At 58.2% G+C, this 19413-nt stretch carries 18 protein-coding genes and 1 tRNA gene; 15 read left to right on the top strand and 4 right to left on the bottom strand.

The features are described 5' to 3' along the window. Positions 1-146 precede the first annotated feature (146 nt). From WA922_RS08470 to WA922_RS08410, 13 genes are all read left to right on the top strand, one after another. The gene (locus WA922_RS08470) at positions 147-578 is read left to right on the top strand and encodes a hypothetical protein (RefSeq protein WP_424771265.1); all 432 of its coding nucleotides are present in this window, start codon (positions 147-149) and stop codon (positions 576-578) included. A 238-nt stretch (positions 579-816) separates the two neighbouring features. Next, entirely contained in the window at positions 817-1989 is a 1173-nt protein-coding gene (locus tag WA922_RS08465) for a hypothetical protein (protein WP_424771264.1), read from the top strand. Continuing rightward, a complete protein-coding gene (locus tag WA922_RS08460) occupies positions 1986-2180 on the top strand; it encodes a hypothetical protein (protein ID WP_424771263.1) in 195 nt (64 codons plus the stop codon). The genes WA922_RS08465 and WA922_RS08460 overlap by 4 nt, the downstream gene beginning before the upstream one ends. A gap of 245 nt (positions 2181-2425) precedes the next feature. Continuing rightward, positions 2426-3556: a hypothetical protein gene (locus tag WA922_RS08455; RefSeq protein WP_424771262.1), complete on the top strand. Its 1131-nt coding sequence runs from the start codon at positions 2426-2428 to the stop codon at positions 3554-3556. After that, positions 3556-4002, top strand: a complete 447-nt coding sequence (locus tag WA922_RS08450; RefSeq protein ID WP_424771261.1) for a hypothetical protein — start codon at positions 3556-3558, stop codon at positions 4000-4002. Before WA922_RS08455 ends, WA922_RS08450 begins: the two co-directional genes overlap by 1 nt. A 62-nt stretch (positions 4003-4064) precedes the next feature. Next, the gene (locus WA922_RS08445) at positions 4065-5285 is read left to right on the top strand and encodes a serpin family protein (protein ID WP_424771260.1); all 1221 of its coding nucleotides are present in this window, start codon (positions 4065-4067) and stop codon (positions 5283-5285) included. Next, the gene (locus tag WA922_RS08440; RefSeq protein ID WP_424771259.1) at positions 5282-7642 is read left to right on the top strand and encodes a hypothetical protein; all 2361 of its coding nucleotides are present in this window, start codon (positions 5282-5284) and stop codon (positions 7640-7642) included. Before WA922_RS08445 ends, WA922_RS08440 begins: the two co-directional genes overlap by 4 nt. Further along, positions 7639-8856, top strand: coding sequence for a hypothetical protein (locus tag WA922_RS08435; RefSeq protein WP_424771258.1), 1218 nt, complete (start codon positions 7639-7641; stop codon positions 8854-8856). Before WA922_RS08440 ends, WA922_RS08435 begins: the two co-directional genes overlap by 4 nt. Before the next feature lie 554 nt (positions 8857-9410). Continuing rightward, a complete protein-coding gene (locus tag WA922_RS08430) occupies positions 9411-10955 on the top strand; it encodes a S1 family peptidase (RefSeq protein ID WP_424771257.1) in 1545 nt (514 codons plus the stop codon). Between the two features lie 43 nt (positions 10956-10998). Further along, positions 10999-11427, top strand: a complete 429-nt coding sequence (locus WA922_RS08425) for a hypothetical protein (RefSeq protein WP_424771256.1) — start codon at positions 10999-11001, stop codon at positions 11425-11427. A 69-nt stretch (positions 11428-11496) separates the two neighbouring features. After that, entirely contained in the window at positions 11497-11685 is a 189-nt protein-coding gene (locus WA922_RS08420) for a hypothetical protein (protein ID WP_424771255.1), read from the top strand. A gap of 11 nt (positions 11686-11696) precedes the next feature. Next, positions 11697-12524, top strand: a complete 828-nt coding sequence (locus WA922_RS08415; RefSeq protein ID WP_424771254.1) for an META domain-containing protein — start codon at positions 11697-11699, stop codon at positions 12522-12524. Then, on the top strand, positions 12521-13342 hold the full coding sequence (locus WA922_RS08410) for a hypothetical protein (RefSeq protein WP_424771253.1): 822 nt from the start codon (positions 12521-12523) through the stop codon (positions 13340-13342). The genes WA922_RS08415 and WA922_RS08410 overlap by 4 nt, the downstream gene beginning before the upstream one ends. 447 nt (positions 13343-13789) lie before the next feature. Here the strand turns inward: WA922_RS08410 and WA922_RS08405 are convergent. Together WA922_RS08405 and yghU are read right to left on the bottom strand one after the other, a co-directional pair. After that, positions 13790-13864 (bottom strand) — tRNA-Gln (locus WA922_RS08405). 150 nt (positions 13865-14014) lie between these two features. Further along, a complete protein-coding gene (gene yghU / locus WA922_RS08400; RefSeq protein ID WP_424771252.1) occupies positions 14015-14884 on the bottom strand; it encodes a glutathione-dependent disulfide-bond oxidoreductase in 870 nt (289 codons plus the stop codon). 94 nt (positions 14885-14978) lie between these two features. On the opposite strand from yghU, the gene WA922_RS08395 reads away from it, so the two are divergent. Both WA922_RS08395 and WA922_RS08390 read left to right on the top strand, forming a co-directional pair. Further along, entirely contained in the window at positions 14979-15962 is a 984-nt protein-coding gene (locus WA922_RS08395) for a DNA topoisomerase IB (protein ID WP_424771251.1), read from the top strand. Between the two features lie 49 nt (positions 15963-16011). Then, a complete protein-coding gene (locus tag WA922_RS08390; protein WP_424771250.1) occupies positions 16012-18333 on the top strand; it encodes an NAD(+) synthase in 2322 nt (773 codons plus the stop codon). A 17-nt stretch (positions 18334-18350) separates the two neighbouring features. Here WA922_RS08390 and WA922_RS08385 read toward each other — a convergent pair whose 3' ends face one another. Further along, entirely contained in the window at positions 18351-18623 is a 273-nt protein-coding gene (locus WA922_RS08385; protein WP_424771249.1) for a hypothetical protein, read from the bottom strand. Between the two features lie 23 nt (positions 18624-18646). Then, positions 18647-19357, bottom strand: a complete 711-nt coding sequence (locus tag WA922_RS08380) for a pirin family protein (RefSeq protein WP_424771248.1) — start codon at positions 19355-19357, stop codon at positions 18647-18649. Positions 19358-19413: the final 56 nt, after the last annotated feature.

Below are 19413 nucleotides of genomic sequence, written 5' to 3'. Positions count from 1 at the left end.
GCCCGCTGGTCAGCGCAATGCGCACGGCCTCTTGCTTGAACTCTTCTGTATGCTTCTTCATCTCGTCGGTCTCCTTGCGCGAGTGTTAAACTCTCAAGTCACCGGCACAAAACCGTTACAAGTCCAGCTTCCGGTTCTTCGACGGCATGTTCGACGGTGTGCCAACCTACCGCGGAACGAAATACACGTTCGAAAAGCACTTTCTCGGCCCGGACCGGGTTCCGCGCTTCGACGGTAAGGGCGATGATGGTGCAGACGGCGAGGAGTTCAAAGCAGCGCAGCTGATCGACGCAATGCCGGAAGTCGAATACTGGGTTCGGAATGTCGCCCGTCACCCCAATGCCTTTCGATTGCCGGCATCAGGCGGATGGACCTATCCCGACTTCGTGGCGCGGCTTAACGATCGCCGCATTCTCGTCACCGAATACAAGGGTGATCATCTCATTGCCGGCGCAGCGGAAAAACAGGCGGTCGGCGACCTATGGGCGAGCCAAGACGACCATTCGAATGTGTATGTATTCGCGCAACGGAACGTCGATGGAAAAGATGTTAGGGAGCAAATTAGAAGCAGACTGTGACGGCCTTGAGGTAACGCGCTAGCCTAGGCAAACTGTCATTACAGGTGAGGACGGGAGTTCAATCCAAGTAAGGACGAAATGACCGGCCTTGGGCTGGAGGCGGATCTTCCGCTTTCGGCGTTTTACGCCCGCTTTGTTGCCTTGCGGCGGCTGCCCCGCTGCTAAGCCACTCATAAGTTTAGCCTAGGTTCACAATCACATACATAATGATACCCTGTAACAAATGGGGATTGCGCCGTTGAAATATGGTTTAATATTCATGGCGGCGTTGCTGGAGTGTTCAGCATCGCCGAACATCGACGAAAAAAGTGTCGAACAGAAATTCGCCACCATTCTGGAGGCGCCGCCCTACGCACCGATCGAGCGGCTTGGTCCTGAACCCTACATGCCGACTTTGCAGGATCGCCGTGCGATATTTGCCGACAAGCTGGAGCATAACAATCTCCCAATGCTGCGCCGGCTGAAAAAGGGTGAGATCGGCAATTTCGGCGGTATCGAATGGCAATGGCAGGACGGCGCCGGGCATGGCGGCCTTGGGTCCGTTACGGGCGTAACGTATTTCGTCAAATCACCCGAAGCGAGCTTGCGCCGTTATACGTCCTCCCCTCTGTTCAAGGCGGCGAAGGGTGACTTCGCCCGGACGGAGCAAGATGCGGTCGCGCGGGGCTGGGCAGACCGTATCGGGCCGGACGTGGCCAGCCCCGGTTTCGGGAACATGGATACGCCCTGGCTTTCAATCAGCATCTCTCGCGCCGAGTTTTTGGCGCTAAGCGAGGCGCAGGGATGGGATATTCCCGTCAATCTGACCCTGGCGTTCAGCGATTACGCGGAACCTGACATGCCTGCTGTTGCGCAAGATGTTGCTGCTGACATCCGCGCCTTTCCCTCCGCAGGCAGGCTGGCCGGACCCACGCCTGACATTGCCACTTATGATGCGATTGTCCTGCGGGATGGCTGCTTTTTCATCGATGAAGAAGGCGACAACGATCCGCTGGCGATGTTCCCGCTCGGCGTCGGTGTTTACCGGGACGGGGAAGGCCATATGGCGTTCCGCTCCCGCTATTCCGGTTTTCCAAAGCGCCTGGCCCGGGTCGGCACGCGAATGCAGCTAGGTGCCCGGCAGGGTGTGGTCAGCCCGCCAGAGGGCTTGCTGGAGGCTTGCGGGCAGCACCCTGTCGTGCTGGTCAAATCGCTCGACCAAGCGGCAGGATATGGCGGCGCGTGGTTCTATGTGAAGCAGAATGCAAAGCGGCTGGGGCTGAGCAATGCCGAAGCCATGCAACGCGCCAACGATTGCCTGATCGAGAACGAGCAGGTCTGGGCCGACCGCAGGCTGCGGGGTAGCTCACGGCAGCTCGATGAATGCTCTGTTGCGGTGCGCATCAATCCGCCGCCGCCGGGTTCGGGATGATCTGGCGTGCTCTGCCGATCGCGCTCTTGTCGATCCTGGGTAGATGTGAAACCGGTCCGAGTGACCCGCAATTAATTGCCATCGCTCGCCCCGCAATGGGCGGTGAGGCTCTGTTCCGTGGGACGCTGACCATTCCGCCCGGATGTCCGACCGAAGACATAATGCGGCTCCATAATGTGAGGAAGCAGTAACGATGATGGTAAGCATGGTTAGAAAAATGGTCGAGGTAATAGCGACTGTTGGAGTGATAGCAGGTTGTTCCTCTGCGCAGGGTGATGTGTCTGCGCAAGGCGAAAACTTGCCGCTTCGCGCGCGATTCAGCGATGAAGGTTTCGCAACTATTGGAAATGTTCCGCCGGCACCGTTCACCCCCGTTGCGCCAGGAGAACCTGAGCCTCCTTCCGCCGAACAAATCGCGGCTAGCGAACGTTTCCAGATGGTCGCAAATTTCCAGAGCAGCGTTTCAGACGAAGTAACCGCACTGCAAAATAGATTAAGCAGCGCGGAAGCGGGTAATTACGTATCGGTATATTACGATAATGATGGCGATCCGTCAGTGGTGTTCGAATTTCTGCGCGATGGGCCGGGCACGCTGCGCAAATATACACAGCATCCGCGCTTCTTCGGCAAGACTGTGCAGTGGTCGATGGAACAGCTGATGGCTGATGCGAGGTGGATGTGGACGACGTTCAAAGACGACCGCGTAATCCAATCGACCGGGACCGGTCGAGGAAACCGGGTCAACGCCGAAATCAATGTCTCCGAGCCGGAATTCCGGGCGCTTGTGGCACGAAAGGGCGTAACGATCCCTGAATCGGTAGTGCTCAGCTTTCGTGCCGGCCAAGGCGTCCCGCTCGACAGTCTGCCGCAATTGGCCAGCGTCGATGATGCCGTTCCGCCCATTGCCGCGCCGCATATTCGAATATTTCCGCGCGCAGACCGCCCGCAAGGCCCCGTCAACCTGATTGAAAGCCGGGTTGACATCACGCTGCAAGACGGATGCTTCCGCGCAGCAGGTCGCGACAATGCACTGGTCCTGTTCCCGATCGGTGCGACGTTGTTCGTGGACGCGGAGAACTACCTCGCATTCGGTAGTGGCGTTTCGCCTGGTTATGCGCGAGTTGGAGAGAAGGTGACGTTCACCGGCTCCATCAATGAGGTGACGACGCCGGAACTGGTGGCGCCGATCCACGCGGCTTGCGGCAAGGGCAAGGTTATTATGGTTGGCGGACTTGCCAGCGCCGCAGCGCGCGATGCGCAGGATCGGGTTTCGTCCCGTGCCATCGCCGTGCGCTCGTTGCGGGATCGCTATGGGCTTGATCCAGAACAGGCCGAGCGGGCAGTGGTTTGGCTCGAGCGTCGGAACGCAGCCATACCTCGCGGGCCAGAAAATTTGCCATCGCCGCCCATCTCGATCGGCATGATAATCGATGTGCCGCCGCCACCCGTCTTTGATCCTTCCACCTGTCCGTCAGGCACCAGCCTAAGTGGCGCCCTGTGTCGCACGCCCGAAGGGTATCTGCGCCCATTACCCGATTGGCTGCAGCAATTCATGGAGCAGGATTGATGAAGTTTACCGCGCCGGTCGCACTAATCGCGGTCACTTGGGCTGCGGTCATTGGCTGCGCGCCAGAGAGTGAGCAATCTGCCCAAACACCAACTCTCAAATTCGATACCTACCCGGCCAGAGAAGGCGAAGTTCCGGTCTTGGAAGGTGCTGGCGGGATACTCGACTATACTGACGGGTGCCTGCTCGTCCGGGATTATGAAGGCGGAGCGACAGGGGTGATCATGCCAGACAGCTTTAGGTTTGATGGGCAATTTCTGACGGACGGTGAGACGACATTCCACATAGGGCGGCACGCCGGCTTTTCAGGGGAACTTCTCGCAAGACGCGAGGTCAGCGGCACTTCGTGCAAAACGTTGCATTTGATTGTCGCGCAGAACGTTTTTGCTCCCCCGCCACCCGAAGAACGTCGCGCCAATTTTGACTACGAGGATGTTCGACAATGATGCGCACAGCGACTTCGATATGCGTTGCGGCAGCCTCCATGCTGCTAGCAAATTGCGTCAGTATGCCGAACAATGAAGCGGTTGGAACTGGCAGCACACATGCGCTCCCTTATGACATCACAGCGGGGCAGGCACGGCTGGCCGAGCGGGTTTATCCAAAGTTGGCGGCGAACGCCGAGCCAAATGACAACCTCTTTATCTCGCCTTTGTCGCTGACAGAGGGTCTTGGGCTGGCGGTCTTGGGCGCACGGGGCGAAACCGAGGACGAATTGCGCGATCTGCTGGGCTGGAGCGGTGCGACGCGGCCGGAATTGCTGATTGCTGATTATGACAGATTTTTGACCGATACTAATGACAAGAAGGTCGCGCTTTCGATCGCAAACGCCTTGTGGTTGTCGGACGAGCTGGCGTTCAAGGACAGCTATCTTGTCGCAGCCCGCAACAGCTTCGGGGCAACCGCAGATAGGCTGGATTTCGGCGGCAACCCTGATGCATCGGCACAGCAGATCAACGGCTGGGTGGCAAATCAGAAGCGAGATCGGATCAAGAAAATTGTAGAACTAAGCGACTTCAATGAACAGACCGCCGCGGTTCTTACCAATGCCGTGTGGTTCAAGGCTGACTGGAGCGTGCCGTTTGAAGATGGCACTACGGGCGAATTTACCGGCGGGGATGGCTCGAAGAAAACTATTTACATGATGGAGCGCATCGCGCCGATGCAATACCGGGAAACGCGCGAAGGACAGGCTGTGGCGCTGCCTTACGGCAGGGATGGCCGCTATGTCATGGAAGTCTTCCTACCGAAAAACTCGACTATCCTGCGTAAGTGGGAAGTTGGATTGCGGGCGGACTCATTCTCAATTGCCGAACAGGGCAGTGATGGCCGGTTCGACCTAAGCGCGGAGCAGCAGACCACGATCCTACTCCGCCTGCCCCGCTTCGAGGCGAGGTTTGAAAAAAGCGTCAAGCCAGCGTTGATAGCCGCCGGCATTCCTTGCGCGTTTAGCGAAAGCTGTGCCGATTTCACAGGAATGGCGAACGCCCCGTTAAAAATCGACGATGTCGCCCACGCTACTATTCTGCGGGTGGATGAGAAGGGGACAGAAGCAGCAGCAGTCACGGCGGTGAAGATAGTCGTCACCGGATCTCGCCGGATCGATTCCGAGATCCCGCAGATGATCGTCAACCGACCGTTCCTGCTGACCATTCGCGACAGGGCCAGCGGGGCACTGATTTTCTTCGGCCGTATCGCCGATCCTAGCCCTGTGGAGAGCGCCAAATGATCCGTTCTCTGACCGCCGCCAGCGTTCTGGCGCTAAGCCTTCCTGCCGCCGCGCAAGGCGAGAAGCCCTTGTCCGAGACCTGCCCGGACCTGACCGCAGAAGAAATCGACGGCATCGAGAACTTCAAGGGAGAGTTCATCGAAACGGCGACCTACGCACGCACTTATTGCGTCAGCGTGGAAGAAGCGCACCGCCGAATCGAAATTCAGCTGCGCGGATCGATCGGTCCGCGCACGGAACCGGGACCTGCTCCGGTGCCAGCAGCGCCTGATGCCGACATTGGCTCCTTGCAGGGAGCGCTGCACCAGAAAGAACCGGACACTTTTGCAGGTCTGTGGATCCAGCATGAGCCCACCTACGGCTTTGCGGTGGCGTTTACCCGCGACGCGGCGGCTACGCTGGCGAAATATACCAGCGATCCGCTGTATTTTCCTGTCGAGCGGCCTGGCCCGACCGTGATTGAGCTGCGCGCTACGCAGAAACGTATCGTCGATGAACTGGTCCGGCTTGGCATCAGTTGGTATGGTGCAGGGTCTGACATCACCTCCGGCACTGTCAACATTGATCTGGGCCAGAGCGCGGACCCGATCCGTGCCGCCGCTGCGCGCGGCGAGTTCGACTTGCCGGACTACGTCGTCTTCAGCGAACCGGACCCATTTCCGGTAGCTGCTCCGCCGGTCCCGGCCGGGGACATGCGCGTCCGATCTTTCCCGCAGTTCCCCAATCGCACGGGCGGTGGGATGAGAACGCTGGTTGGCGTGCCTGACGTGCCTGCGAAGCTGGAACTGCGCGATGGCTGCCTGTGGCTCTTGCCGGAAGGCGAGGAGCCCAAAATTGGCGTATGGGAGCAGCACGAGGCGCTTGACCTGACTGACCCGAGCCGTGTCGCTGTGGTGAACCTGTTCTCCGGCGCCAAGGTGTATGCGGACACCAACGTAGTCCTCATGGGCTTGCAACCGGGTGAAGTCGCGCCGCCTACCAATCCTGTGGGCAAAGACGGCTGCGCCGGCCCCTACCGCGTGGTGCGCGGCATCGTCCCGCGCGAGCAATGGGACCGCGAGCGGCGTGAAGCAGCCATCGCAGACCGCACACGCGAACTGGGCAACCGCGCAGCCGCGGAGGCAGACTACGCCGCCGACATGGCGCGGCTCGCTGAAATGCAAAGCTGGCGTGAAGTAACCCTGGCTCAGCATAGCGGCGCGGTCGCGGCGATTTACGTGAACGACCGTTACGGAACCGCGCACGTATTTCACACCGACGCGATTGCACTCGCCGACATCATGCCTGCGAGCGTGCAGGATTTTGTCACCAGCCAGATCGTGCCTCAAGGCGCGGATGCACTCAAGGCCGCACGCGATGACATGACCGCACAGCTCACCGCAGCAGGGGTCGAGGCGGATGTCCGCATCAGCGAGATCGAAGGCTACGTTGCTGTGCGGCCCGCCGATCTCACCGCTCTGGGCAAAGCGGGACAGCGTGGCGCGTTCAATTGGCCCGAACTGGTTCGGATCGAGCCTGAATGGCAGGGCGCGTTCTTCAACCCCGATCTTCCGGGACGGCGCGAAGACCCGGACGCGATCTGGTATCCGCTGGAAGCGCATCCGGACTTTGCTGCCATTCGCGCGCTGGTGGAAGACACGCCGATCCTGCGCCCCGAACCGCCACTGCCCGGAACGACCGAAGACCGCTGGGTCGCGCAGAAACCGTCCAAGGCCGGGTCGCTTCAGCAGACGCATTTTGTCGTCGCCTACGGCATCACGTTGCAGGATATCCTGGATCTGCGTAGGGCAGGCTTCGATCCGATCGAGGCTCTGGAGGCCATGAATGGCCGCGCCACGGTGGAGAAACGCGCGCTGACCGCGACCGATATCGTAATCGCGGAACCCGTCGGCATTGATACAGCCGATCCGGGGCCGGACGGGTTTTTCTCATCCGTGCGCTGGAAGGTCATTGAAACGCTGAAAGGCACAGCACTGCCCGGCAGCATACTGCTCCAGCGCATGGCATCTGGCGAGCGGACCGACGACGCCGGAGTGATCGCCTATGGCCAAGGTATGGACGAACCGTTTTTGCTGCCCGGTCTGCCCTATTCGCTGGAGCCGGGATCGCGCTGGGTGCTGCATCTGAACGATGCGCTGTATCGCCACTCCGCCAACGTAAATGGCGGCGAAGGGGCGGCGCGAACGGAGGGCGACTGGTATGTCTCCGTCCCGTGGATCAGCCCGGCGCGCATCGGCGATGACGAGATCGCCCGGCCGGTGACAGCCTATCCCGAACCCATCTCCGTCAATGAACTGCGCGAACGGCTGCTGCCTATTCAGCGCGCCTATAGAATCAGGGGAGCACAAGCAAAATGAGACATCTGTTTTCGTCCGCAATTGCGCTGGCAATACTGGCATCTGCTCCGGCGGCTTATGCCTGCCAATACACACAAGGGCGCGAACCGGTTGGCCAAGCCAGTGGGCAGTATTTCGCAAACGAAATGGTCGCCGAAGCCGCCTATGTCGATCTCGTGCTGGTCGAGGATGACGGTGTTCGCGCAATGGGGGAGCAGCCATCGAACGTGCTTACGCTGCGTACCATCGCCCGGCTGAAAGGCAATAGTGCTGACCGAATTGCCGTGTTCGGTCAGGGAATGACGGTCAACCGCGAGGCGGAGCGCATCTTTAACGCGGAGCTACAGCATTTTACTAGCGAAACGGGGCAAGTGACCCCGTTCCCCTACAATCAGGAATGGGTCAGCCGTTTGCTGCCGGCGGCGCGAACTGACCCGCCGCCGCCGCCGCTGCAAATGACTTCCTGCAGTCCGCCAAGTATTTCCGCGCAAACAGGGCGTTTCTACGTGGTGATGCGCAATTCATCGGGGCGGGTTCTGGACCGGATTGCGATGAGCAACGGCACGCAAACGCGGCCAAATCACCCGGCATTCGGTTTCGTGCCGGTCAAGCTCGAAGAAGACGACTTCTGGCTTTACTCTGTCAGGTTGGCGGCATTGCGTGAGGCCAACCCATCTGGTCTGGCGGTCCTCCATCTGCGCCCCGGTAGCGATGGTATCGCTGTCGAGCGCACGCTCCGCAGCGCTGGTGCGACAATCCGGGCGGCATTTTACGACCACGGCGGTTTTATCGAGGAAGTGCGGCCTTCACCCGAAGAACAGACCCGCCCCTGGCTGGCGAAAGCAGGCGCCTATCTGGCCGGAAGCAGCCGGGGCCGAATTGGCGACCCCTTTCATGGCGGCGCTGAATATTTGCGCCAGCACCTCTCCCCCATGCAGCAATACGGCACCGGCCTCGGCTATGAGGTAGCGCAGGCATTCACCGCTTCGGTCCGCCAGTCTGGCGAAGCGATGAGCGAGCCGCGCCTGATCGCGGTCGAGGTGGAGGGCGATGCGCAGAGCTTTGCCGGACAGAGCTTCGTTGCACGGGTCGCTCCGCTGGAGGTAACGCTGAATGGCCTGCCGCAGGTCGCCGGGCAGAGCGAGAGCGAGGTCTTCGCCACCAGCCAGCGGATCGACCGCGACATCTGGCTGATGAACGGCGGCGGCGGAAACCGTCAGGGCACTTTGCCGTGATGGGACGGTCGTTAGCGGTAATGGCGGTTGCGAATTTGATCGCCGCACGCGGTGCGCTGAACGATATCATTGTGCCGGAACCGGAAACTCATCCTACCACCCTCATTTCACTATACGAATTTAGCTTCTTCTTTCCTGTGAACCCGTCCTTCGAAGGTAATACCGCCACTTGCCCTTACGGTGCCAGCGAATGTCCTGTAGCCGACGACAGCACACATCTCCTCTGGGGCTCCAATGACATTCGATTCTACTACGTATCCGATCGCTTCGGGGCAGACTTGGGGAAAATATCGTGATAATCAATGGTAGGAACGCTTTTCGCAATAATAAGGTTCGCAGGCTGACCAGCGGAAGCTTGGCAACACCGTTGGTGATACTCCCAAAAGACAATGTCAGTGTTTTTGCACTGGCGTGGTAAACGCTAACCACCATACGATATTCTGAAAATCCGGCAAATTAGATTGAAAATAGGAACTTTCTGAAGCAGTCTTTATTTCTTTCTATTCTCTATTGAGGCCGGATTATTTGGCACTTTTTAGATGAAGGATGAAAGTATGCGTAGTAAGATTTCTTTGGCGCTCATGTGCGCAGTTTCTCTTCCCATTCTATCCTATCAGGCGATTGCTCAGGACGACGTTGAAGAACCCGTTGCATTTGACGAACCGGGTCATGACGTCGCACAGCCTGAACCGCTCGATCTCGCAGAAACTTTAGCGGCGGAGGCGAAGTCATATTCGGGTATCTATGGCGTCAGTCACGAAGAAGCCATGCGGCGTTTGACAATTATGCATGGCACCGGGGAAGAAATTCGCGCTCTAGAAACCGAAATTGGTAGCGAACTCGCAGGGACTTTCTTCGACAATTCAGCCGACTTTGGTTTGGTGGTTCGGACCACAGCTGCAGAACGTCGTGCAGAGCGAAGGCTTGTCCGACGAGCCGAGAGGCGCGAAAATCGCCAAGAGGCTCGGCGCGATGCACGCCGCGAAGAGAGGCGAGCCGAGCGTCGAGATGAACGTCGCTCTGCACGCCGAGCTGCGCGCTTGGCTGCACGAGGGATAACCGAAGCAGATATTGAACTAGCTGAAACAATCTTGTCGACCCAACAAGCAGCGCCGATTCGTTTCCGCGAGCGAGCGAAAAAAACTCGACGCAATGCTCGCCAAACAATTAAGCAAAAGCGTAACGAAATTGCCATGCTGATAGGTCACGATATTCCCCTTGGTTACGGCTATAACGAACAGACAGGTGCTTTTCGGGTAATGGTTACGGCAAGCGGGACCGAGGCCTCACGGATTAGTGCATTGCAGCCACAACTGGTCGCGCTGCTTGGAGATGAGGTCGAGTTGGAGGTCACACCGATTGAAACCACCGAGGATCATACCAGGGGTGGAGGAGGCCTGTATACTTCCGATGCCGACACCACTGCCAACTGCACGACTGGGTTCGTTGCATATGAAGGGACCAATAGAGCAAAACTTGGAGTCCTCACTGCCGGACATTGCGGCAATAGCTATACGTATAAAGCTCCCGATTCTCCGACAAGAGGATACGTTCTGTCAGTGCCGACCGGACGCGAAGCATTCAACGCTGATATGGATTTACAATGGATGAGCGCACCAAGCGGACATGCGGCAGTAGGTGAGTTCTATGCTGATCACAGCAGCACTGTTCGCCGCGTCACCGGATACTGCAGCGTGGCCAATACGACACAAGCTAACGATTGGATCAATCGCAAAGGAACTTTCATTTGTCATTATGGCAAGACAACTGGCCAAAGTTGTGGCGAAGTTATCTATACGGACGCAGCACCAGCCTATGCGAATGACCCAGCCAATGATAAATATGGTTGCTCGAATGGCCCCACATATGTCGCGTGCAATGACAGTTTTGTCGAAGTGCGAAATAAGGTTGTAGCAGGCGAAACGCAGCTAGCTTGTTTCGGTGGTGACAGTGGTGGTCCATGGTTTGCGTATGGGACCGCTTTTGGCATTCACTCTGGCGGTCGCAAAACCAGCTCGAACCCAGGTCAATGTCAAGCAGCTTATTATACTCCAATAGAAAAGGCTTCATCGATCAATGTCGCAGTCTATATTCCATAAATCTGCAGCTTTATCGGTCCTCAGCATTATCACGTGCGGGTGTATGCAAACGGAGAGATCGACCGTCAGCAGCGATAATGATGCTGCCGCCGGCGCTCCAGCCGAGGCCAATGCCGTTTCAACCTCGAAGGAACAGAAAACGGTATCGTTGGCCCTTTACGATTTTGATCCAGATGCGGCGTCGCAGGATGCGCTTGTTGATGGAACACTGACTCGAGACGGTTCCTGTCTTTATATCGATACACCAAACGATGGCCGCAAACTGCTCGTATTGCCGAAAACCCTGTCGAGCTGGGACGGTGCAAATGAGAAATTGGTATTTATGGAAAAATCATACCCTCTCGGATCATCGGTAACATTCGCCGGTGGCGAAGCTCGAAATGCACAGCTCAATTCGATCGCCCAGCCGCCGAAACCTGAGTGTGACAGGACAGCAGCTTGGTATGTCGCGGGGTTTCTTATTCCAGAATGATCGGTGTCCCCAGGACCTCATGAGATTTTCGACCGGTTAAGCGAGAGGTCAACCGCTTCTGTCTATACCGTGACCCGCTCAACCACTTTTGCTTGTGGCACTCCTAAAACCGAACCCGCAGTGGCCGAGGCGGCACGGTGGATTAACGAGAACAACTTTCCGGATATCATTTGCACGGGCGGACCCTGCAACGAGGAACAGCGTTACATCGTGCCGCTGCCGGAAGGTGACATTGAGCTGCGCCCGGTGCTGAAATGAGGGGTGCCTGGATGGACTTTGCCGCTCTCGCACTAATTGCCTGCGATCAGTCCGCGCCGAATGATAACAGCAATACCCTAAGGCAAGGGCAGCGCGCGACCGCGCCGACAATTGATGAACTTACCGGGCGTTGGCGCGTGGTTGCCATCGACGGTTTTCCGATTCCGGAGACGGCAGGAGTTAGCCAGGCACACATCGCCATTGGGCCTGACTCACTGGGTGGATACATTGGCTGTAACAGTTTCGGCGGCTTCGCCCTTTATGCTGACGGGCGGTTCGCTATCAGCAACTGGGGAGGAACGTTGATGGCCTGCCAGTCCCTCAAGCAGCAGGAACAGGCCCTGTCCGATTTGTTCTTCGCAAATCCTAAGGTTAGAGCGAGGTCAGGACGGCTCGTAATCCTTTCGCGCGATCACGTTCTCGAATTAGCCGATCGCGTGGAACTCGGCCCTAACGCCGGCTCGCCCGATCCCATGCGTGTTCCGGTAGCGGAGAATGTGTCGCAGCTGCTCGCCGGGACTCGCTGGCGGATTCAGCGGCTGGATGAGAATAATATCGCAACTGAAGCCGGCAACGGTGAGATCAGCTTCACCGGCCGGACCTGGACCGCCCGCGCGGGGTGCGCGATCCTAAACGGATCCTATATTCCGACCAAGGGCCGATTGTCGGTAAGCGAGGACATTGCGCAAACCTTGCATCATTGCGAAGGAGAAGGAGCGCAGCTTGATCTATCACTGGAAACCCTGCTGCGCGCCGACCCGCATTACCTCGTCGGCCCGAACGGAGAACTGATTATGGCAGGCGGTGGCCAAGTGCTGGTGGGAACGCGCCAGCGATGATCCGGGCCGCGCTTCAGCTGGTCGTGCTGGTAGCACTGGCAGCGTGCGCCGATAGCGCATCCGTGCCGCCGCTTTGCTCGTTTGACGAGAGCGGCAAAATGGTCATGCAAAGCGGCAATACCGAGGCGGCTTGTGTGGAACCGGCGCCGGTTCCAAAGGGCGCAGTGCAGGAAACGACGGGGCGTATTACCATTCTGGAAGCGCCGTTGCACGAACCGTTTTCATCTCTGACTGGCGACGGCAGCAGTTCCGCCCCGGTCAATCCCGACAGACCCGTGCCTGAGGCCCTGCCGGCTGAACTCTCCTACTACATCCGCTCCTTCCCCCGGGCCGAGGAGCCTGCCGGAGATGTGCTGGACCTAGGCAGCGAGCACACGATTATTTTGCGTGACGGATGTTTCTACCTCGACCGCGAGGGGACAGATAATCCACTCGTACAGTTTCCGTTTGGCACACGGATCGGCGTGGACGCTGGAGGCTATCTTGCTTTCAATACCGGCTCACCAATGGCGGTGCGCGTGGGCCTGCCCGCACAAACTGGCTGGTTCACGGAGCCATACGATCCGCCGGAGGACGTCGCGGCTCTATGCGGAGCTGACAAAATGGTAGCAGTTACGACGGTATCCAGTCCTTACGCATATCCCGAAAGGTTCAACCCATCGCTTCGCCGGTATGGCAAAAGAAGCGGCGCAACGCCGGCACAAATCGTCGCGCCTGCCAATCAATGCGCCATTCGCCAAGCTCGGCGCGAGGCAGACCGACGCATTCGCGATGGGGCGCTGAACCCTATCGATTGCACCGAGTTCTGGGGATTTTGACGGCTCTCCCCCACATCGCGCTGAGATAATTTTCTCATCGCACCGCTTGTTAAATTGAAAAACCCGATGGAGTCTCGATGCTGTTCTTTGGCAAACAGTCTTTTGAGGTCGGGTGGTCATAACGCAGCTTAGATTTAGCGACTCTCGTGAGGAGCGTTAATCTGCGCTCCGTCGAAACGAATGGCAATTTCCAGTAGCAGGCTGCTATCACTCAAATGGCCAACAAAAGAGAGCTAACCTGCCATGTGTGCCAAATTATGTGGATAGTCTTGTGTGTAAGCCGCACGATAACAGCGGCTGGCTTGCATATCGAATCGCGCCGATTGAAGGTCGTTAAATCAGAACCACGATAGGGTGCCACGGCAGGGTGCCACGGCAGGGTGCCACGGAGTTTTGACTCGCAGAGAAACCTAAGGTTTTTCAGGAGCTTACTGGACCAACAAAAGTTGGCTGGGGCGGCAGGGATCGAACCTGCGAATGCCGCTACCAAAAAGCGGTGCCTTACCACTTGGCGACGCCCCAGCAGCCTGACGGTGCGATGTCAGATACTGGAACGGTATCTGTCAAAGCGTTGTCAGGGACGGCCCATATAGCGCGCCATTTCAGGAAGGGAAGGGGGCAAAGGCATGAAAATGTGCCAGAACCTGTCTCTCTTTCCTGACATGGCGCAAATTACACCGCTTTATCAGCAAAATCAGCGGCGGAATGGCGGTTGGGAAGCTGCGCGTCTCTATCCCCCCAGCTGCGATTGACCATTTTTGCGCGTTTAACCGCCGGGCGGCCCATCACTTCGGATGCCCAGCGGTTGACCGCTTCATATTCATCAATCGACAGGAAGGTGTGGGCATCGTTGTAGATCTCGCCTGTGGTGAACGGGGCAAGCCACGGGGCGGCGGCCATGTCGGCGATGGTGTACTCATCACCTGCCAGGAAACGCGTTTTCTTCAGCCGGTTATTGGCCACATCAAACAACCGCTTGGTTTCCATCGCATAGCGATTGATTGGATATTCGTATTTTTCAGGTGCATAGGCATAGAAATGGCCAAACCCGCCGCCGATAAAGGGCGCGCTGCCAACCTGCCAGAACAGCCAGCTCAGGGTTTCCGCACGGGCGGCGGCATCGGTGGGCAGGAAACGGCCGAATTTCTCCGCCATGTGCATCAAAATCGCGCCGCTTTCAAACACGCGGACGGGTGTGTCTGCAGAGACATCGACCATAGCGGGAATTTTGGAATTCGGGTTGATCTCGACAAATCCGCTGGTGAATTGTTCACCTTCGCCAATATTGATGATCCACGCATCATATTCAGCGTCACTGTGGCCGGCCTCCAGCAGTTCTTCGAAGATAATATTCGCCTTGACGCCATTGGGCGTGGCGAGCGAGTAAAGCTGGTGGGGATGGTTGCCTCTGGGCAACTCTTCATCGCGCTGGGCACCGGCTGTGGGGCGGTTGATCGACGCAAAGCGGCCGCCGCTTTCGCTGTCATGGGTCCACACTGCGGGCGGGGTATATGCGGACGGGGTATATGCCGGGTCGGCCATCGGGAAATCTCCTGCGTGCTCTGTCTGTTTTACTGTTCGTATGATTTGGCTGTGGGGGTGCGGAACTGCAAGCATAGCGGCGGGTTACCTTTCCATGCACAGTGAAAAGCTAATCTATATTGATGATACGCTGCCCGGCATACGCCGCAAAGGGGCTGGCAAGGGCTGGGCCTATTACGATGCCAAGGGCGTGCTGATCCGTGACCGTGCGGAAAAGGCCCGGCTGAATGCAGTGGCCTTGCCGCCAGCCTATAGTGATGCATGGTTCTGCCCCGCACCCAACGGGCATATTCTGGCAACCGGCTATGATGATAAAGGCCGCAAACAGTACCGCTATCACCCGGAATTCCGCGCAATGAAGGAGCGTGAGAAGTTTGATGGCTGTGCGGTATTTGGCGAATTGCTGCCGTTGCTCCGCAAGCGTGTTGACGAGGATATCCAGATGAGCGGCATACGCTGTACGCGGGTGATCGCCAGCGTTGTCCGCCTGCTTGACCGGGGTTTCGTCAGAGTCGGAAATGATGTGTATGCGCGGGAGAACAAGAGTTACGGCGCAACGACGTTAAAACAGCGCCATGCCTCTGTCGATGGCGCTGAAATTCATCTCCACTATCGCGGGAAATCCGGGCAAGACCGCGCCATTGAGCTGCGCGATGACGCGTTGAGCGAGGTGGTCAGTGAATTGCAGGATTTACCCGGGCAGGATCTGTTTCAATATATCGGCGATGATGGCGCGCGCCACCCGATCGGTTCGTCCGATGTGAACACCTATATCCGCGAGACAATGGGGGAGGATTTTACCGCCAAGATGTTCCGCACATGGCACGCCAGCGTGCTCGGCTTTACGATGGCGTATGACGCAAACGGCGAACTCACCATCGCAGCCATGCTGGAAGAGGTTTCTGCCCGCCTGGGCAATACGCCTGCCGTCACGCGCAGCAGCTACATCCATCCAGACATTATCGCCGCGCTGGGCGGCGACAAACCATCCTTCAGCACGGCGGCCCTGCCGCGCAAAACGCGTTACCAGTCCCGCTATGAACGCGGCTTGATCGAATTTCTGACCGGCGCGGCTTAGCAGCAGTAATCGCTTGCCAACCGGTATCCTTTGGGGATACTTGATTGTCATGACCATTCAGCAGCACCGCGCCGGCCAGAAAATTCGTGAGTGGCGAGAGGCGCATTCCCCGCCTTTGAATGCAGAGGAATTTGGCGCGCAATATGGCGCCCCGGGGCGGTGGCCCAGCCGCACGGTCTATGGGTGGGAAGTGAAGGGGAAGATCGCGCGCGCGGCCGTACAGATGCGGCTGTCGCAACTGGGCGTGTGCAAGCCTGAGGATTGGCTCACACCTGCGCAGGCACCAGTGATCGCGGAGCGGCCCGTTGCAACGCCCGCGCCCGCTGCCGATTTTTATGATGCGCACAGGCACGGCTTCGTCCGTATCGCCACCAGCACCCCTCAGGTCCGCACCGCAGATGTGGCGTTCAACCGTGATGCTGTGCTGGCAGAGGCGCAGCGCGCGCATAGCGCCCATGTCGATCTCGTGGTGTATCCTGAACTGTGCGTGTCAAGCTACGCGATTGATGATCTGCATTTGCAGGCCGCGCTGCTCGATGCGGTGGAAATGGCCGTGGGCGCGATTATCAGCGCATCGGCCAGCCTTTCGCCCATGCTGCTGATCGGTGCGCCGCTGCGCCGCAATGGCAAGCTGTTTAATTGCGCGCTGGCGATTGCGGGCGGGCGTTTGCTTGGCGTGGTGCCCAAAAGCTTCCTGCCCAATTACCGCGAATATTATGAAAAGCGTTGGTTTGCGCATGGGCGCTCTGTCGTCGGGCAGGAGATGACGGTGGCGGGTCATAGCGCACCCTTCGGCACCGATCTGATCTTTGCCGCAGCGAATTTACCGGGTTTCAAAGTCTTTGCCGAGATTTGCGAGGATTACTGGTCCCCCAATCCGCCCTCGACTGTGGGTGCGCTGGCGGGCGCGACGATCCTGGCCAATCTGTCCGCATCCAATGTCACCATCGGCAAATCGGATGAACGGCACATGCTTGCCCGTGCGCAATCGAGCCGCGCGATTGCCGCCTATGCCTATTGCGCCAGCGGCCACGGGGAAAGCACTACCGATCTGTCGTGGGACGGGCAGGGCATGATTTACGAGATGGGCGATCTGCTGGCCGAAAGCGAGCGGTTCAGCCTGGATGCGCAATTGAGCATTGCTGATGTGGATTGCGACCGGATTTTGTCCGAACGGATGCGCAACCAGACGTTCAATGATGCGGCGGAGGCAGAGGATTGCCCCGAAAACCGGTTCCGTACGGTCAGTTTTGAGCATAAATTCACCGGCGGTGATGTCGGCCTGCACCGGCCCATCCGCCGTTTTCCGTTTGTGCCGGGCCGCGCGCATAGGCTGGACGAGGATTGCTACGAAGCGTTTAATATCCAGATCGATGGCCTGATGCGGCGGATGACCGCCACCAAAGCCAAAAGCATCGTGATAGGTGTTTCGGGCGGGCTCGACAGCACGCATGCGCTGGTCGTGGCGGCGAAAACCTGTGACCGGCTTGGCCTTGACCGCAAAATGATCAAGGGCTTTACTATGCCCGGTTTCGGCACGTCGGATTACACCAAAAGCAATGCGTGGAAGCTGATGAAAGCGATGGGTATCTCGGCTCAGGAGATCGATATTGTTCCTGCCGCGACGACCATGCTGGAAGATATCGGTCATCCCTTTGCGGATGGCGAACCCGTATACGATGTGACATTTGAGAATGTTCAGGCGGGATTGCGGACTGACTATCTGTTCCGCCTGTCGGGCCAGCATGACGGTTTTGTGCTGGGGACCGGCGATCTGTCCGAACTGGCGCTGGGCTGGTGTACGTACGGCGTGGGGGACCAGATGAGCCATTACGGTGTCAATGCGGGTGTGCCCAAAACGCTGATCCAGTATCTCATTCGCTGGGCGGTCCAAACCAGCCAGTTTGATGCGGCGACCGATGATGTCCTGACCGCGATCCTTAACACAGAGATCAGCCCCGAACTGGTCCCGGCAGACGAGCGGGGCGCGATGCAAAGCACCGAAAGCAAAATCGGCCCCTATGAGCTTAATGACTTTTTCCTGCATCATATTATCCGCTGGGGGCAGCGGCCGAGCAAGGTTGCCTTCCTCGCCTATCACGCATGGAAAAATGCTGGCGAAGGCCAATGGCCCGCTGACTTCCCCGAAGCGAAGAAGAACGAATATGATCTGGCGACAATCCGTATGTGGCTGGAGAAATTTCTGTGGCGGTTCTTCCAGTTCAGCCAGTTCAAGCGCAGCGCACTGCCCAATGGCCCGAAAGTCAGCGCAGGCGGCGCATTAAGCCCGCGCGGCGATTGGCGCGCCCCAAGCGATGCGGTGGCCGATGTGTGGCTGCAGGAATTGAAAAACGGGGTGCCGGAAGGGTAAAGACCCCGGCACTCTATTCAACCGATCGCTGCTTCCACTGCCTCATGCGCGGCAGCAATCTTCGCCCCGCCATCTGCGCCCATAATGCCGTCAGCTGCGATCACTTGGGCATCGTGGATGCCGAGAAAGCCGAGGAAGAACGTCAGCCACGGGGTCATAAAGTCCATCGCGCTGCCCACAGCTGTGCCGCCGGATTGGGCCGCAAGCCCTTCAGCCAGTTTCCGGCTGAGAGTGCGCGATACGGATTCCTCGCCGCCAATGCTGGCGCTGATATGTAGAATATTGGTCATTCTCTATCCTCCTGACCCATTCCTTACGCCGCATCGACGAGAACGAGCTCGCTGTCTTCCAATGCGGTGATGGTGAGGCTGTCCATCTGTGTGATCGCGACACCGTCACGTGCGTTTGCCTCCACATCGCCAATACGGACCTTGCCAGTGGCGGGGACCAGATAGAGATGGCGGCTGGGGGCAGTATCGTAAGTGACGCTTTCGCCCGCTTTCACCGTTGCACCCAAAACGCGTGCGTCGGCCCTGATTGGCAACGCTTCATCATTGGCCGCGCCAGAAGCAAGCGGAACGAACCTGCCCGCCCGGTCACCCTTGGGAAAGGGAGCCGCGCCCCAATGCGGGGTGCCGCCGCGCGCATCCGGGATGATCCAAATCTGAAAAATCTGCGTCTCTTCGTCTTCGCGGTTATATTCGGAATGCTGCACGCCACTACCCGCGCTCATGACCTGCACATCGCCCGCTTCGGTGCGGCCTTCATTGCCCATATTGTCGGTATGAGTAATCGCGCCTTTTCGGACATAGGTGATAATTTCCATGTCACTATGCGGATGCGGCGGGAAGCCGGTTCCGGCTGCGATCGTATCATCATTCCATACGCGCAGCGCGCCCCAATTGACCCGCGCCGGATCATGGTAGCTGGCGAAGGAAAAATGGTGGTGCGCATCCAGCCAGCCGTGATTGGCGGAGCCGAGCGAACGATACGGGCGCAGTTCGATGAAGGGTTGGTCAGTCATGGGACATTCTCCGTGATCCGTAATTCTGTGATGGCGGAGATAGGCCTTGATAACCC

The organism is Pontixanthobacter sp. (assembly GCF_049682855.1).
GTDB lineage: Bacteria > Pseudomonadota > Alphaproteobacteria > Sphingomonadales > Sphingomonadaceae > Pontixanthobacter.
The sequence above is the reverse complement of the archived record's forward strand: the minus strand, read 5'-3'. Positions and strand labels throughout refer to the sequence as shown.

Coding starts and splice junctions, on each gene's coding strand:
- WA922_RS08470 (WP_424771265.1), top strand. CDS start 147: ATGTTCGACGGTGTGCCAACCTACCGCGGAACGAAATACACGTTCGAA.
- WA922_RS08460 (WP_424771263.1), top strand. CDS start 1,986: ATGATCTGGCGTGCTCTGCCGATCGCGCTCTTGTCGATCCTGGGTAGA.
- WA922_RS08455 (WP_424771262.1), top strand. CDS start 2,426: ATGGTCGCAAATTTCCAGAGCAGCGTTTCAGACGAAGTAACCGCACTG.
- WA922_RS08450 (WP_424771261.1), top strand. CDS start 3,556: ATGAAGTTTACCGCGCCGGTCGCACTAATCGCGGTCACTTGGGCTGCG.
- WA922_RS08445 (WP_424771260.1), top strand. CDS start 4,065: ATGCCGAACAATGAAGCGGTTGGAACTGGCAGCACACATGCGCTCCCT.
- WA922_RS08440 (WP_424771259.1), top strand. CDS start 5,282: ATGATCCGTTCTCTGACCGCCGCCAGCGTTCTGGCGCTAAGCCTTCCT.
- WA922_RS08435 (WP_424771258.1), top strand. CDS start 7,639: ATGAGACATCTGTTTTCGTCCGCAATTGCGCTGGCAATACTGGCATCT.
- WA922_RS08430 (WP_424771257.1), top strand. CDS start 9,411: ATGCGTAGTAAGATTTCTTTGGCGCTCATGTGCGCAGTTTCTCTTCCC.
- WA922_RS08425 (WP_424771256.1), top strand. CDS start 10,999: ATGCAAACGGAGAGATCGACCGTCAGCAGCGATAATGATGCTGCCGCC.
- WA922_RS08415 (WP_424771254.1), top strand. CDS start 11,697: ATGGACTTTGCCGCTCTCGCACTAATTGCCTGCGATCAGTCCGCGCCG.
- WA922_RS08410 (WP_424771253.1), top strand. CDS start 12,521: ATGATCCGGGCCGCGCTTCAGCTGGTCGTGCTGGTAGCACTGGCAGCG.
- yghU (WP_424771252.1), bottom strand. CDS start 14,884: ATGGCCGACCCGGCATATACCCCGTCCGCATATACCCCGCCCGCAGTG.
- WA922_RS08395 (WP_424771251.1), top strand. CDS start 14,979: ATGCACAGTGAAAAGCTAATCTATATTGATGATACGCTGCCCGGCATA.
- WA922_RS08390 (WP_424771250.1), top strand. CDS start 16,012: ATGACCATTCAGCAGCACCGCGCCGGCCAGAAAATTCGTGAGTGGCGA.
- WA922_RS08385 (WP_424771249.1), bottom strand. CDS start 18,623: ATGACCAATATTCTACATATCAGCGCCAGCATTGGCGGCGAGGAATCC.
- WA922_RS08380 (WP_424771248.1), bottom strand. CDS start 19,357: ATGACTGACCAACCCTTCATCGAACTGCGCCCGTATCGTTCGCTCGGC.